This is a genomic window from Microvirga sp. TS319 (assembly GCF_041276405.1).
Classification (GTDB): Bacteria; Pseudomonadota; Alphaproteobacteria; order Rhizobiales; family Beijerinckiaceae; genus Microvirga.
Map to the genome: position 1 here is coordinate 776,161 of NZ_JBGGGT010000001.1, position 14,963 is coordinate 791,123.

9 protein-coding genes are annotated in these 14,963 nt (G+C 60.4%); 6 read left to right on the forward strand and 3 right to left on the reverse strand.

What is annotated here, in order from left to right; all coding sequences use genetic code 11:
• Window positions 1-30 precede the first annotated feature (30 nt).
• The 3 genes from AB8841_RS03530 to petA all read left to right on the forward strand — a co-directional run bounded on the left by AB8841_RS03530 (window position 31) and on the right by petA (window position 3,040).
• Window positions 31-1,212, forward strand: a complete 1,182-nt coding sequence (locus AB8841_RS03530) for a YncE family protein (protein WP_370434477.1) — start codon at window positions 31-33, stop codon at window positions 1,210-1,212.
• Between the two features lie 904 nt (window positions 1,213-2,116).
• A complete protein-coding gene (locus AB8841_RS03535) occupies window positions 2,117-2,479 on the forward strand; it encodes an SPW repeat protein (protein ID WP_370434478.1) in 363 nt (120 codons plus the stop codon).
• A gap of 9 nt (window positions 2,480-2,488) precedes the next feature.
• Window positions 2,489-3,040 (forward strand): ubiquinol-cytochrome c reductase iron-sulfur subunit, encoded by a 552-nt coding sequence (gene petA / locus AB8841_RS03540; RefSeq protein WP_370434479.1) that lies wholly within the window; start codon window positions 2,489-2,491, stop codon window positions 3,038-3,040.
• Window positions 3,041-3,121: 81 nt separating this feature from the next.
• On the opposite strand, the gene AB8841_RS03545 is transcribed toward petA, so the two are convergent.
• Window positions 3,122-3,856: a DUF1614 domain-containing protein gene (locus AB8841_RS03545; RefSeq protein ID WP_370434480.1), complete on the reverse strand. Its 735-nt coding sequence runs from the start codon at window positions 3,854-3,856 to the stop codon at window positions 3,122-3,124.
• 498 nt (window positions 3,857-4,354) lie between these two features.
• Between AB8841_RS03545 and AB8841_RS03550 the strand changes: the two genes are divergently transcribed.
• The 3 genes from AB8841_RS03550 (at window position 4,355) to AB8841_RS03560 (ending at window position 10,487) form a co-directional block, all read left to right on the forward strand.
• Entirely contained in the window at window positions 4,355-5,599 is a 1,245-nt protein-coding gene (locus AB8841_RS03550) for an adenylate/guanylate cyclase domain-containing protein (RefSeq protein WP_370434481.1), read from the forward strand.
• Window positions 5,600-6,077: 478 nt separating this feature from the next.
• Window positions 6,078-6,872 carry an inositol monophosphatase gene (locus AB8841_RS03555; RefSeq protein WP_370434482.1) on the forward strand — a complete coding sequence of 265 codons (795 nt, stop codon included), beginning with the start codon at window positions 6,078-6,080 and terminating at the stop codon, window positions 6,870-6,872.
• A 1,434-nt stretch (window positions 6,873-8,306) separates the two neighbouring features.
• A complete protein-coding gene (locus AB8841_RS03560; protein WP_370434483.1) occupies window positions 8,307-10,487 on the forward strand; it encodes a PAS domain S-box protein in 2,181 nt (726 codons plus the stop codon).
• 317 nt (window positions 10,488-10,804) lie between these two features.
• Here the strand turns inward: AB8841_RS03560 and AB8841_RS03565 are convergent, their stop codons facing one another.
• Window positions 10,805-11,473, reverse strand: a complete 669-nt coding sequence (locus AB8841_RS03565; RefSeq protein ID WP_370434484.1) for a Crp/Fnr family transcriptional regulator — start codon at window positions 11,471-11,473, stop codon at window positions 10,805-10,807.
• A gap of 953 nt (window positions 11,474-12,426) precedes the next feature.
• Window positions 12,427-14,880 carry a type IA DNA topoisomerase gene (locus tag AB8841_RS03570; RefSeq protein ID WP_370434485.1) on the reverse strand — a complete coding sequence of 818 codons (2,454 nt, stop codon included), beginning with the start codon at window positions 14,878-14,880 and terminating at the stop codon, window positions 12,427-12,429.
• Between the last annotated feature and the right edge of the window lie 83 nt (window positions 14,881-14,963).

The following is a 14,963-nucleotide window of genomic DNA, read 5'->3' on the forward strand; positions in this document are numbered from 1 at the left end:
CGGCCATTCTGGATTTTGTCGGAGTGCATCATGTCCCGTCAGAACCGATCCGATCGGATAGCCCCCTGCCTGATGGCGCTGCTGCTCTGTGCACCGCAAGGAGCATGGGCCCAGCACGCGAACGAACCGGCCGCCATTGACGTCTGGCCAGGGATGCCGCCTTTAATCGACCCGGATAATCTCTACGGCGAAGCTGCGGCCGGCCAGCTGAGCCCGGCCGCGGCTTCGGCCCTGCCAAGGGTTTACGTGCCCAACGTGAAGTCCGGCAATGTCGACGTGATCGATCCCGAAACCCTCAAGATCGTGGGCCGTTTCAGGGCGGGGCCAAGCCCGCAGCACGTGGTACCCTCCTGGGACCTCAGGACATTGTGGGTGACCAACAGCGCGGATCGCCGACACGGGCAAGGCAGCCTCCTGCCGATCGACCCTGTCACGGGCCAGCCGGGCCGCCCGATCCCGGTACCCGATGCCTACAACATGTACTTCATGCCAGACGGCCGCTCGGCCATCGTTGTCGCCGAAGCCTATCGGCGGCTGGAATTCCGCGATCCGAGGACGATGGCGCTGCAGCACAGCCTGCCGGTTCCGCAATGCGCGGGGATTAATCATGCCGATTTCTCCATCGATGGGCGCTACGCCATCTTCACCTGCGAGTTTGGCGGCAGCCTCGTCAAGATCGATCTCGTCAAGGGTGCGGTGGACGGCTCCCTGAGGCTCTCGAAGGGGGGCATGCCCCAGGACATCCGGATCTCGCCTGACGGAAAGGTCTTCTACGTGGCCGACATGCGGGCCGATGGCGTGTTCCTGGTGGATGGCGGATCCCTCACCGAAACCGGATTTATCCCCACGGGCCCCGGCACGCACGGTCTTTACCCGAGCCGGGATGGCACGAAGCTCTACGTGGCAAACCGGGGTTCTCACAGGACCGACGGGCCGCCCCATGGGCCAGGCAGCGTTTCGGTGATCGACTTCGCGGCCCGCAGGGTCGAGGCCACTTGGCCGATCCCTGGCGGTGGCAGCCCGGATATGGGCAATGTCAGTGCGGACGGAACGCGGCTCTGGCTGTCCGGCCGCTACGATGGCGTAGTCTACGCGATCGACACCTCAACTGGCGAGACGAGGACCGTTCGGGTCGGCGAGAGCCCGCACGGCCTCACCGTCTGGCCGCAGCCCGGGCGCTACTCGCTCGGGCATACGGGAAACATGCGCTAAGGGGGATCCCAAAAGCGAGAAGTGCTCCCGGTCCTTGTCAGGAACACCTTCTGTGCCGGGACAAATCAGTGACTCGGGTTGTCCTAATCCGCCCCCAGGGACTGTTGGCGTCGGGCGATTCCATTCTCGTGACCTCCCCGCTTTTCACGTAGCACGAGATTATCGGTCCGAACGGTATCGCCGCACTCATCGAGGCAGTTGAGAGAGAAGGGGCGGTGTGAGAAGCCATCATTCTCGAAGTTTAAGGTTCCTAGCTTCCAAATGAGGGAACAATCCGACCCCTCCTAATTTGCCTTTAAGTCATCCCGCTTACAGTGAAATTCACGGAGGGGAGCCGAACGGTCCCTCCCGTTACCGCCGCGGTCGTCTTGAGCGCTGTACCAATGGCATATGCGGCCCCGGTTTATGGGAACCATCACGTGATGCGGCCGGCGATCGACCGTCGCATCGCACCTCTTGAGAGGAGGGTCGATGGCGGACCGGACCCCTGGTCCTCATGTCTCCAAGGTCCGCCTGAGTGTACGGCAGCCGATTACCCGGATCTGAGCGATGCCAGCAGGATTTACGAGGCTCTATTGTAGGGCGAATGCCTCGCGAGCGCCGGATGAGCGCGAATATGCGCCCGTTGAACGCAGTCATCACCGGATGCCCCAGGGCGGCGCTGTCCACGAGCCGCTTTGAGGTCAATGAATGAACCGAGATGCAGGAGGAGGGACCGTCGTCGATGGATTGCCTGACCTACAGCATCGGACGTGCAACCGAACCTCCGATGCTGTCAGTCTATGGTCTCGAGCATCCTTTCACGCAGAACCGGTGCCCGCTTCCCGCGTTCGATGCTCCAGATCGTGACCTCTTGCCCCTGGAGGGCTGGCCTGCAGCTGCACTTTGGAAGGGAGTTCCACCAATGCTGAAGAATTCGTCTCAACTGACGGTCATGAACATCGTCAACGTACTCCTGGCCATTTTTCTCTTTATCTCACCTTGGATCCTTGGCTTTCGCGAGAACCAGGCGGCATCCTGGAATGCTTGGGTTTGTGGCGTTCTCATTGCTGCATTGGCAGTGGCTGCCCTCGGCGCACTGCAGGAGTGGGAGGAATGGTGCAGCGCCGTTGTCGGGCTGTGGACACTGATCGCACCGTGGGTTCTCGGATTCACCGACGTGCGCAATGCAATGTGGGTCCATATAGGAGTTGGCATCGTCGTGGCGATCATTTCCATCGTCGAAGCCTGGCTTTTGCACGGAAATCTGCCGACTCGAGCCGCATAAGACCGCACCATGTCGGAGACCCGCGTGACATCCGTCGCGACACCCACCCGCCGAGACTTTCTGTTCGTGGCGACAGGGGCGGCAGCCGCCGTTGGGACAGCGGCAACAATCTGGCCGTTCATCTCGTCATTGGCACCTGACGCCTCGACCATTGCCGCAGGCGCGCCTGTCGACGTCGATTTGGCACCCATTGCGATCGGGCAGATCGTCAAGGTATTCTGGCGCGGAAAGTTGGTTTTCGTGCGCCATCGCAACGAAAACGAAATCGCGGAAGCACGCGCGACGCCTCTGTCGGAACTTATCGATCCACAGACCGATCAGGAACGGGTCAAACCCGGCCATGCGGAATGGCTTATCGTATTTGGAAATTGCACGCACCTTGGCTGTGTCCCGCTTGGCCACCAGGGGCCATACGATGGCTGGTTCTGTCCATGCCACGGGTCCTTGTACGACACGTCCGGTCGCGTCCGACGCGGCCCCGCCCCGCTCAACCTGCCGATCCCGCCCTATGAGTTCGTTTCAGACACCAAGATCCAGATCGGGCAGGACGCGTCAGGTTGAGCAGTCCACGATTATCGATATGGCCGCGTCATGGGCTCAGGCGAAGGTCTGATCTCGATATCGGGCATCGCCTGGACATTGTCAGGTGGCCGCGCCCGAATGCCGCCCATCCGGTCCACGTGCGCCCGTGAGACTGGCTAGCAGAACAGCGATCACACCTGTCACGAAAACTCCGTCGAACGTTCCCGCGCCACCGATCGACACGATCGGCGCACCGAGACCTTGAACCTTATCCAGGTTGAGAAGATCCGCGCCGATCAGAGCGCCCAAGCTGCCGCCGATATAGGCAAGTGGAGCCGCATGGCGGCGCGACAGCAACAGTGCAATGATCGCGCTGGAAAGCGCTGGCACGAAGACTGGTAGTGCGATCCCCAGTCCGCGAACGGGCTGCGCAAGCGTGTGACAGACCCCTGCAACACCCACGACGCAAATCGCTGCGAGCAACCAGATCCGATTTCTTGAAGCAAGATAGATAGACGTCAGACTAGGGATCAACGCGCCGCCGACATTCACGGCAATGATGGTGCCAGGCCAGTCGACCACAATCGGAACAACGTATTTCATGCCAAAGAAGTCGATCACCTGACCGGACACGACCTGCTGTTCGGGCAGGTGCACGATGGGCACATTGACATAGCTCCCCAGGAGAGAGCCCAGAAGCAATAACCAAGCGGCGCCCGGATGAAGCCCCATCCGGCGGTACGCGAATTGCAGAGCTCCGATCTGAACGAGAATGAAAACGAGTGACAGAAGCCCAAAGAGAGAGAGAAAGAATGGGCCGGAGAGCGGTAGATAGTTTGTTTGGCTGATGTGCATGCTACAAATCTCGCCATAAGATCTTGTCTTAGATCGTCATAAGGGATGCCAGTATCACTTTGCACCTCATAATATGACCGGTGACCTCTGCCGATCGGTCGTTTTACTGAGACTTGAGTGAAGAATGCGGCACATCGTTTGAGATTACTTACATTACGTGAGAGACAGCCAAACGAGTGCCTCGATCACATCGTCTCGGCATAACTGGATCTCGTATCATCCGCCCGGCCGATCCGCGCTGGCCGGAGACATAGCGTCGCGATCTACTGTCCCGAGCCCGATTATCGAACGCACCGAACGCTTTGCGACAGTAATTCGCAACCTCGCGAAGAGGCGACCGCGTTAACCTGCATGATCGTGACCTCGCCACGAAAATCCCAGGCCGAAACCGATAGCGCGTCAGCATCGCATGTTCCCACAAGCTACGCTGCTGGATTGGAAGTCAATGACAAGATTGCCAGTCAACTCCTTTTCGAGGCCGAGATTCAGGCGGAATGGATGATTGCCTGGCTTCGGCTTACCGTTGCGCTTCTGCTCGCCTCGTTCCTGGTTGCCAGCTATGTCGCTTTGGGGATCGGTGCGGGCATTCGCACGCTCAGGCCCCCAGTGCCTTCGCTTTTCATGATCGGCGGCTTCTCCCTGACCTCGCTCGCGGCCCTTACGCTGATCCGGATGCGGCGCTACCGTCCGACAATGGGCTGGGCTTTTGCCTCCCTGGATGTCGCCATCACGATTGCAGCGATTGCCGAAGGTGTTCTCCGTAACCGGCTCAGCGGCAATAATATCTTTCTCTTGGCCTCTGCTTGGGCTGCCCCGCTGGTCCTTGCTTTCAACGCCATGCGTTATCGGCCGGCGATCGTCGCGGGCACGGCCGTATCCTTGGTTCTGGGGAGCTTGGCGGTCGCGTTTTGGGCTGGGGTTTCACTCCTGGCTCCTCCTTTGCCGCCTGGCTACGCACGTTTCGCGGATCTTCCCGCCAATGCGGTTCGCGCCAGCATCTTCATTCTTGTCGGGCTCTGCCTCACGCTCGTGGTTCAGAGGGAGCGCCGATTGCTCGTGCGCGCCCTGACAGAGCAGCGCGAGCGATCGATCCTGACGCGTTTCCTGCCAACCGAAGTTGTTCCGGAGCTCACCCGCCCTGAGTCACGTCTTCGTCGTGGCATAAGTCAGCAATGCACCATCCTGTTCGTCGATCTGCGGAATTCGACCCATCTGACCGAGCGCATGCTACCGGAGCAGGTCGCGGATTTTTTGACGCGTTTCCGCCGACGCATCACGCGGGGTGTCCACGAGCATGGCGGTCTCATTGAAAAATTCGCTGGCGATGGGGCCCTGATCGTCTTTGGCGTGCCCGACCCTCAACCGGACGACGCCTGTCGGGCACTTGCCTGTGCCAAGAGCCTGGTCAGCGCCATCGCCGAGTGGAACAGGAACCGGCCTCCGGCGGCGCCGTTGACGGTCGCCATGGGGCTCCACACCGGAGAGTGCTTCTGCGGTGTCGTCGGCGAGGAGGCACGCCTTGAGTTCACCGTGCTCGGGGACGCGGTCAATGTTGCGGCACGGCTCGAAAGCTTCGCCAAGCACCGCAACGAGATGCTCATCGCCTCCAAGCGAGTCCTAGCAGAAGCTCATGAGCCTTTGGACCGGCACACATGGCAACATCTTGGAATCGAATGGCTTCGCGGGCATGAAGCCTCAATCGATGTATACGCATACAGGTACGGGGACACCGGCGGAAAATGACCGAGAATATAACCTATGCCCGAATGCCTATAAGGCTCACTCAAACGCGCAGAAGTCTGACTCAACTCTGGAACGGGCATCGTAAACCATGAACAGAGATCCCGAGGCCTCGCATGCTGAGAGACCATTTTATCCTTGTATCAGCATCCGTAAACGTCTGCTCAACGCTCATATCCCGACTGGTGAAAGGTCTCAGGGGTACCAAGAGGCGCCGTTCAGGCTTGCTTCAGGGTTCTTCTTCAGTCGACCGTTAGAGCATCGGACGTGAAAAGTGGACTCCACTTTTGGGAGTGAATCCGATGCTCCAAGGGGATCAGCAGCCGTTTTCCTGAAGGACCGATCCTGAGCCCTGCTTTTACGGCATTCGGTAGCACAAGCCACCAATCTCTAGTAAGTCTTTGAAGGGCATCCTGTTTTCGTGAGTATTTCTGCCGCCCGAAAGTCATAAACACGTTAGAGGGGGCCTATGCACTCTGGATTGATCGACGAGGTTTCTGCCGTATTGCGACAAGCCTCTGCCGAGGCAGTTCTTCCCCGTTTCCAGAATCTGCATGCGGGTCAGGTTGAGGAGAAAACACCAGGAGAGGTGGTCACCATCGCGGATCGTGAAGCAGAGCGGATCATCACGCCCCGGTTGATGTCGCTCCTGCCCGGATCACGGGTGGTCGGGGAAGAAGCGGCCGCAGAAACACCAGCCTTGATGGATGAACTTGATGAAGGCGATGTCTGGCTTGTCGATCCACTCGACGGAACGGCGAATTTCGTTGCTGGTTCACCTGAGTTCTCGGTTATGGTTGCTTTGCTGCGCCATGGGCAAATTGTAGCTGGCTGGCTCCTCAATCCCGTCAATGACCATCTCGCGGTTGCCTCCCTTGGCTCTGGGGCCTTCATCGACGGGGCTCGCATCCAAACGGAGACGACCTTTCCGAACGCCGCCTCTTGTCGGGGGGCGGTTCTCACTCGGTTCCTGCCCGAGCAGATGAAAGATCAAGTGACCGCAAACTCTTCGCGGTTCTCTGCCATTCTGCCAGGCGCGAGATGCGCAGGAGTAGACTACCCTGCCGTTGCAACAGGAAATCAGCACTTCGTGATGTTCTGGCGGCTGCTGCCTTGGGATCACGCCCCTGGCGCGTTGCTCGTGTCGGAGGCTGGCGGGTGTGTCGCCCGCCTCGACGGCTCCAGATACCGTCCCTCCAATCGCCAGCCTGGCCTCCTCGTGGCGCAGAACGACGAGGTATGGGACACCGTAAGCCGGGAACCGCCGTTGCTCTAGTGTTACAACAAGAGAGGCGCACGTCACCGCGCTTGGCACTTTTCGAGAAGCTACCAGACAGTCTCAATCAAGTCTGGCGGCTTTTGCTACCGAATGCCGTGCTTTTATCCGTTTTTCCTATCGGGCTTCGCCGTAAGCTACCGTCTCCTGCACAATGGCAAGCGTCAGGTTATAGCCGTTCACGTCCCCGGCGACTTCGTCGCTCTCCGCCGCTTTTTGGTGAAGAAGATGACCACGCTGTCGTGGCGATTACCTCTGCACGGTCGGCATGATCCCCATAGGACGCTGCGCGGGATCTCCGAAACCGCGCTCCCGTAGCCCAGCGCGAAGATGAAGGGGACGCTCAAGCCCCAGAGCACATTCGCGACTTGGCAGGCCAGCACACCGATCGCTGAACCTGCCTACTTTGATTTCGAAGGTGGGGGAGGACCTCCTTGTGTGCCTGGCTGAGCGGTCACACCCGGTGCTCCCACTGCAGGGGCAGCCTCTTTGGCCTGCTCACCTGCTGCCGAGGGTTTCGGAGTTAGCGGAGGCGGCCCTCCCTGTGTGCCGGGCTCAGCAGTCACACCTGGATCCCCGACCGCAGTCGCCCCCTCTTTGGCCTGCTCTCCGACGGATTGGGTTGGATTTGCAGAATCCTGCTTCTGGGTGGCCGTACTGGGCTCCACAGCAGTGCCTACCGCCGGGCCTGAAGTAGTCCCTTGCTGTTGCGCCATCGCAGCCGGCGCTAGAGCAAACACGACCGTCAATACGACTCCTGATATGTAGAGGCGAGCAATCATCGGTAGCTCCTCTCAGCATGATAGCCGGCGCCTTCTGCTCCGGGCAGGGCTCCAAGTCAGCTCCGAACATGAAAGAATACCATGTACAGCGTGCGTGGGATAGCGGCATGGTTCTGGTGCAGCTTTGAGGCTCATGCAACTGAACAGACGGGAGCGCACCAGCGGGTTAAGGGCTCAGTTATTTCCAGCTTGTCATAACAGAGGCGTCGGAAAGTCGGTCCGGGCTCAAACAGAGCCGAGTGCGGGAGCACTTGAATGTCCGCTCTTCGGCGCCACTGCGGAAATTCGAATAAGGACAGCCCCGTGCCACTACCGGACCTTCGTGGGTGGCAGCGATTGTGCCCAGAACGTTCGGGTTGGGTCGAGGTCGGCTTTGATCGCGACTGCGGATTGCTTTCCGCTCGGATGCTAAACCTTGGCTCTGGTTAGCCTCAGTGCCATTTCCGGAGATCTCCATTCCAGGGACGATAATCTTGACGGGCTGTCGAAATCGACCGAGAACGCCCTATTTGTAGCTGTTCACCACGGGCCTGAGGGCGAGGGTTTCAATGGCCCCTCATCGCGAGTAGGCCTATCATTCTGCCGAGGCGTCGCGGTGGTTGCCCGGATTGCCTCTGCGAGAGGTGGTTGGCGTAAAGGAAGATGAATCCCGATGATGGTCGCCGCGCTTCCCTCCTGCAATCCTTTGTCCCGGTCCAGCCTTCACGAGCTCGCCACCGTCAGTCAGGCTATCCTGGATGTCATGCCTACAGCCCTGTATGTCTGCTCGGCGGACGGAACCATCCTGCGCTACAATCGGCGGGCCGCCGAACTGTGGGGCCGCACGCCACGCCTGGGCGAACCCAACGAACGTTATTGCGGCTCCTTTCGCCTCTACCACCTGGATGGACGCGCGCTTGCTCACGCCGACACCCCGATGGCACAGGTCCTGCGCACGGGCGAGCCTGCCCACGGGCTTGAGGTTCTGATCGAGCGGCCGGATGGAAGCCGCTGCATCGCTCTGGCCCAGATCGAGCCGCTGCTGGACGAGCGAGGCGGCGTTCTCGGGGCAATCAACTGCTTTCAGGACATCTCCGACCGCAAGGCCATGGAGACCGAGCTACGCCACAGCCGGCAGGATCTCGAGGACTTCTTCGAGAACGGGGCGGTGGGGCTCCACCTGGTGGGCGCGGATGGAACCATCCTGCGCGCGAACCGGGCTGAGCTTGAACTCCTCGGCTATACGGCGGACGAGTACATCGGACGAAAAATCTCCGAATTCCATGCCGACGCACCCGTGATCGAAGACATTCTCCGGCGCCTCTCCCGGGGCGAGAAGCTGGACAAGTATCCGGCCCGCCTGAAGGCAAGGGACGGTTCGATCCGGCATGTCCTGATCACGTCCAACGTGCATTTCCGCCATGGCGAGTTCCGCAACACACGCTGTTTTACCGTCGACGTGACCGACCAGCATAGGGCCGACGAGGCCCTGCGGGAGAGCCAGCAGCGGCTGGCCGTGACCTACGAGAAGGCTCCCATCGGCATCGCCGAGATGGATGCTGCCGGGCGCTTCGTCCGTGTCAACGCCGCACTTTCCGTCATCATTGGATATGCTCCGGAAGAGCTTCTGGGACGTTCCTTCATTGATCTGACCCACCCTGAGGATCGGGACGACGATACCGAGCGGTACGCGCGCCAGGTGCGCGGCGAGATTGCCCATTACTCAACGCAGAAGCGCTTTCTGCGCAAGGACGGCCGCATCGTCTTCGTGAATGTTCTCAGCTCATCCGTGCTCGACCAGCACGGGCGGTTCCGCTATGGCGTGCGCGTGGTTCAGGACGTGACCGAACGGCTCCGCGCAGAGGAGCGGCTGCGCGAGAGCGAGCGCCACGTTCGGGAACTCCTCGACGCGCTCCCGGCGGCGATCTACACCACCGATGCCGACGGCCGGATCACCTACTACAACCAGGCCGCCGTCGCTTTCTCCGGAAGGACGCCCACCCTCGGCAGTGATGAGTGGTGCGTGACCTGGCGCCTCTTCACACCGGACGGGACCCCGCTGCCGCACGATCAATGCCCGATGGCTGTCGCTCTGAAGGAGGGGCGCCCTATTCGCGGTGAGGAAGCAATCGCTGAGCGCCCGGACGGCACCCGGGTTCCGTTCATTCCCTTCCCCACACCGCTGCGTGATGCTTCGGGCCGAATCATCGGTGCGGTCAACATGCTGGTGGACATCACGGAGCGCAAGCAGGCGGAGGAGCATCAGAGGGTGCTGATCGACGAGTTGAACCACCGGGTGAAGAACACCCTCGCGACCGTGCAGTCGATTGCAATACAGACCATCCGGACCTCGCCGGACCTGAAGATCTTCTCCGAGAACTTCGAGGCTCGCCTCCTGTCCCTGAGCAAGGCGCACGAGCTGCTGACACGCCGGGCATGGACGGGCGTCAATCTGCGTGACATCGTCTGTCAGGAACTGGAGCCCTACGACGATGGCTCCGCCACGCGGGTACGGCTAGACGGCCTGGACCTCACGCTGGAGCCCCGGATCGGCCTTGCCCTCAGCCTGGTCCTGCACGAGCTGACCACCAATGCCGCCAAGTACGGCGCCCTGTCGACCGGGCAGGGTCTCGTCACCGTGCGGTGGAGCGCTCCTGAATCCGGCCCTCCGGACGTCCTCCGGATCGATTGGATCGAAAGCGGCGGACCGACTGTCAAGCCACCTGCCAAGCGCAGTTTCGGCACCCGCCTGATCGAACGCAGCATGACCAAGGATCTTCAGGGCGTGGCCAGGTTCGATTTCGACCCCGCGGGCCTGCATTGCACCCTCGAACTGCCGCTCCATCAACTCTGAGCTCATTCACGTCCGTACTGCGTGGATTGCGCCTCCTCCTGGTGGAAGTTGGAAGCCATGCGGCGGGCTCTGGACCGACCGCGAAGATGGACTTGGGCGCAGGCAGTGAAATTCGCAGACCTTGGGAAACGTCCGTTCACGCGAGGATTACTGCCCTCTGGCTTACGTCTCACAATTACCACGTGTGGACGGCTCCCGTTTGCAAGGAATCTGTTGAATGCTGCGGCAGGGCTGGCCGGTGCTGTGCGGCGGGAGCCGTCCACAATAGCAGCAGGGAGGCTATACCGATCATACGTTCACGGATCGTCGTGATATGTTTATTCTGTCTGCCGGTCTTCTCGATACCAGCCCTCTTTCAGAGCGTGAGGGAGGATTCGTTTGAACATTTCACCAATCCTCCAGTAGCATTCACACGTTGCCCTTTCGAGGCCAGCCCGATCGGTAACGATAATCCCGCCCCTGATCTGCCGAATGAGACCCCGCTCTTGGAGCTTTTTCAGGATGGCACTCATCGTGGAGCGTTGAACACCTATTACCTCTGCGAGCCGCTCATGCGTTAGCGGAATGGTCTCTTGATCAATCCTGACGCAGGTGCTGAGAATCCACCGGCAGGTGCGAGCTTCCACATCGTGAATGGCATTGCAGGCAACACTTTGGAGAGTACGCAACGATAGCGCTTCCAAATAGCGCTGAATGATCTGATGAATGGCTGGGCGGGTGATGACGATTTCCTCCAGCTTTCCGATCTCGATCCGTGACGCTGTACCGTCAAACTGCACAATGTAACGCCCGAAGGATTGGCGGTTTACGAGTGAATTCAGGAGACCCGTTGCGCCCTCGCGACCGTAGACAACCATCTCGGCAGAACGACCGTCCTGCATGATGTTACAAAGCGCTATGATCGTATCGTGAGGGAAGTAGGTATAGCGAAGTGGCTCTCCAGCCTCGTAGAGAACCTGCCCTTGGTGCAGTTCGACAATGCTCAAGAACGGTTCCAAGGACCTGAAATCGTCGGGGTCCAAAGAAGCCAAGAGCCGATTGGCCCGATGATGTTTAGCCGCTTGCACCTTCCACCTCCGATTCAGCTCGATCAACCTCAATACTTAAGGAACGGCGTGTACCCCTCAGGCTGGACCGGAGGATATGACATACGTTGATGATTGCGGATGCAAGCTGTTACTGTCGGCATGGACTGTCGACTAAGTGGTCAGCGGAGGCAGCATCAAGCATTGAAGGTGCTGGACAGAGAAGCGCTGGCCCTGGGGAACGAACGACTTCGTGGGGTCTGATGAGCCGACTGGAACTGGCGCAGGCGATCAAGGCCTGTCCGGATTGGCCCAGATCCCAATCATCCTGATGAGTGGGGCACAAGGGGCAATTGCCTATAGCCGTCGGGACCTGTTCGCGGTCATTTCCGGCAAGCCAACAGGCTCAAGAACATCTTTGCGGCAGTGGTCGAGACGACAGGGCCGAGAGCAAGTCATCGACCCGACGCAGCGCGTGCCGCTCTGAGCCAATGATCGGTCAACGGCTTGGTCACCAGAGTAAACGTCGGCACTGGGTCAGAAGGAGGCCAAGAGCCGGTCGCCTTGAAGGTCCGCTTTGCCTCAGGAATCCGACGATCGCTCCCCTGATAGGCTGCAATACCTATCGAGTCAGACTTTGATGTTAAGCGAACCCTCGAGTGACTGCCTTCTCTGAAACTTGGGGTAGATTTTTGGTGTCAGCTCCTCAGAGGAATCGGCTGGCTTTGAGTCAGACTTTTAGTGTCGGTTACACCTACAGCATCGGACGTGACATCGAATTCCCATTCGATGCTGTCAGTCCATGGTGTTGCGCATCATGTCGCGCAAAACCGGTCCCCACTTCCCGCATTCGATGCTGTAACATCTGGACCATGCACAGTTTCGGTCTTTTCGGCGCGCATGTTGGGCGATGCTTATCGCGATGGCTGGGTGGGATTCGTGGGATGTGCCCGTGCATGGCCTCGGGTCGATCGACCCTTGGCTGCGGTGGATCGCTTGGTCGCGGGAGTTCCAGCGCGGCGCTTGCCAGGATTACCGCTCGGGGCTGCAGCTGAGCGGTTCTTGCGGGCGGTGATCTTACTCGCGTTCTCCGCTTTCGCCGCCGGGCTTGAGGCATGTGCGTCGAGGAAAGCCCTGCAGGCGGCAAAGTCCGTCATGACATCTGGGGGACACTCCAAACCGTGTTCTTCGATCAGTCCCCGTGCGTAGCGCACCATCGCTTCACTCGGAGGGCGAGAGCCACTCCGAGGTTGGTGCTCTCCCGCCTCGGATGATCGTGCTGGCGCATGCTGGTCGAGAAAGGCCCGGCAGATCGCACCATTGCTCTTCAGACCTCGCGGCAGCTTGAGTCCCTTGCGGGCCGCAAGGGACATGGCAAAGTCAACCATCGCCTTGGTTGGCGACTTCCCGGCCGGGGCAGTCCGCGCTGGGACCGCTCCCGGATCAACGGCGACGGTCTGGGACATCGCGATGGCTTCGATCAGCTCCTGTACGCGGGCGCGCGTCCGCTCCTGATAGGATGCGGCTCGCCGAAGGGCCTCACCCCGTGTCGCTGCACGCCCAATCTCCGCCAAATCGGCCTCGAACATCGCTCGTCCGACAGGGTCACCGTAGCTGGGAAAAACGCGGCGAACGGCTGCAATGAATGCAAGTCCGATTTCCGTTACCTGGATCGGAGGATCCTTGCCCTTCAGCAGATCAACATACTGGCTTTTCTGAAGCTTCGGCAGGATCGTGTCACGCGTTGCCGCTGTTCCGAGCCCCTTGGGCTCGTTCGGGTTTACCGGATTTTCCAGAGCCGTCCTGAGGGCAGGGTCTTCCACCTGGTCGATGAGGCGGCCCATGACGACCGGCAGTTCGCCACGGGTGATCCGGCGCGGCGGCTCGGTTTTAGCTGTCTCGATCCGGGCACCGGTCGCCCTCCCGGGCTCGTTGTCGCGGACCGGCGGCAGACGCGCGATGGTAGGCTCCTCGTCGGGCTTGGCCTTGCCAGGAACAGCCTCGGCCTCCTCATGGGCCTCGGCCCCATAGACAGCGCGCCAGCCCGGTGACTTGATGACGCTGCCGCTGATCGAAAATCGTTTGGGGCCAAGTGGTGTCGCGATCTGCACAGCGATTGTGGTGCGTGCATCGATACCGTCAGGCAGGTGAGCTGCCAGGAAGCTCTTGGCCACCAGATCCCAGAGGCGAAGATGATCTCCGCTGATGCTGCCCGACTGGGGTGCCTTGCGCAACGGCACAATGGCGTGGTGCTCGCCGGGATCCTTGACGTAGTGGCCTTTGTTGCCCTTGCGGAAGACGAGATTGCTTGCGGCTGGCACCAAGCTCGCAAGCTCGGACAAGACCCCAATGATGCTGTCGATGACCGCGTGGGCATCACCGGTCTGGCTCTCAGGCAGGTGCTCGGATTCGGTGCGGGGATAGGTTAGATACCCCTGATCGTAGAGGTCCTGGGCGAGTTTGGCCGTATGTTGCGGATCCCAGCCGAACCGCTTGGCGCAACGGCGGGCAAGTGTATCCTTAGAGAACAGGCGAGGGGGTGACCGGCGCACATCCTTCTGCTCGACGCCAAGCGGCCCTGACCAGGAGGCGGCTGCCTGCTGGATCGTCTCAGCGACCTGCTTGTCGAGAATTTTGTCCTTCGGCGCATGCCACAGGGTCATCTCGGCGCCAGTCTCTGTTGTGACGCCCAGAGCGATCTTGAAATAATCCTGTGGGACGAAGTCGCGGATGCGCTTCTCCAAGTCAGCCAGGATCGCGAGCGTCGGCGTCTGCACGCCGCCAAAGCGCCAAGGCTCTCGGAACGCAGGCGGGCGCAGCCGCAGGGAGATCGCGCGGGTGCCGTTGAGCCCCAGGTGGTAGTCTTCATACTGGCGGCAGAGGGCCTCAAGGTAGGCGGCATAGTCCCGTTCGCCGGAATCCGGTTCCTTGGCCATGACCGCAAAGGCTCGCCGGATCGAGACTTCGTCGAGCGCGCCCAGTTTGAGGCGGTCCACGCGGCCTCTATATCCAAGATGCTCAAGCACCTCCCAGGCGATCATTGAGCCCTCCCGGCCCGGATCGGTGGCAATGATCACCCGCTCGACGCCCTGAAGAGCCTGCTTGATCGCCTCGACATTTGGTTTGTGCGATTGGCCCGAGCGGCTGGTGCCGTAGGTGACCGGAATGCGCTCGAGCATGATCGGGAGCGTGTCGAAACGCCACGCCTTCCATTCACCCCGCACATTCCCAGGCTCCTCGGCCGCCAGGAGGTGCCCCTCGGCCGAGACGCAGATCGTGCTGGGCGATTTGAAGAACCGCTGCAGTTGACGCATGGCCGAGGGCTTCTCGAAGAAGAACAGCGTGCGCGATGCCGAGTGAGCAGTCATGAGCCAAGTGGCCTTGATTGGAACGAAGAGAGAACATTATCTTGAGAGCTGGAGCCGGTCAATGACCGGAGGCGCTGTGGCGA

Excerpts from the sequence above, each read along its gene's own strand:
- AB8841_RS03530 (WP_370434477.1), top strand. The coding sequence starts at position 31 with ATGTCCCGTCAGAACCGATCCGATCGGATAGCCCCCTGCCTGATGGCG.
- AB8841_RS03535 (WP_370434478.1), top strand. The coding sequence starts at position 2,117 with ATGCTGAAGAATTCGTCTCAACTGACGGTCATGAACATCGTCAACGTA.
- petA (WP_370434479.1), top strand. The coding sequence starts at position 2,489 with ATGTCGGAGACCCGCGTGACATCCGTCGCGACACCCACCCGCCGAGAC.
- AB8841_RS03550 (WP_370434481.1), top strand. The coding sequence starts at position 4,355 with ATGATTGCCTGGCTTCGGCTTACCGTTGCGCTTCTGCTCGCCTCGTTC.
- AB8841_RS03545 (WP_370434480.1), bottom strand. The coding sequence starts at position 3,856 with ATGCACATCAGCCAAACAAACTATCTACCGCTCTCCGGCCCATTCTTT.
- AB8841_RS03570 (WP_370434485.1), bottom strand. The coding sequence starts at position 14,880 with ATGACTGCTCACTCGGCATCGCGCACGCTGTTCTTCTTCGAGAAGCCC.
- AB8841_RS03560 (WP_370434483.1), top strand. The coding sequence starts at position 8,307 with ATGATGGTCGCCGCGCTTCCCTCCTGCAATCCTTTGTCCCGGTCCAGC.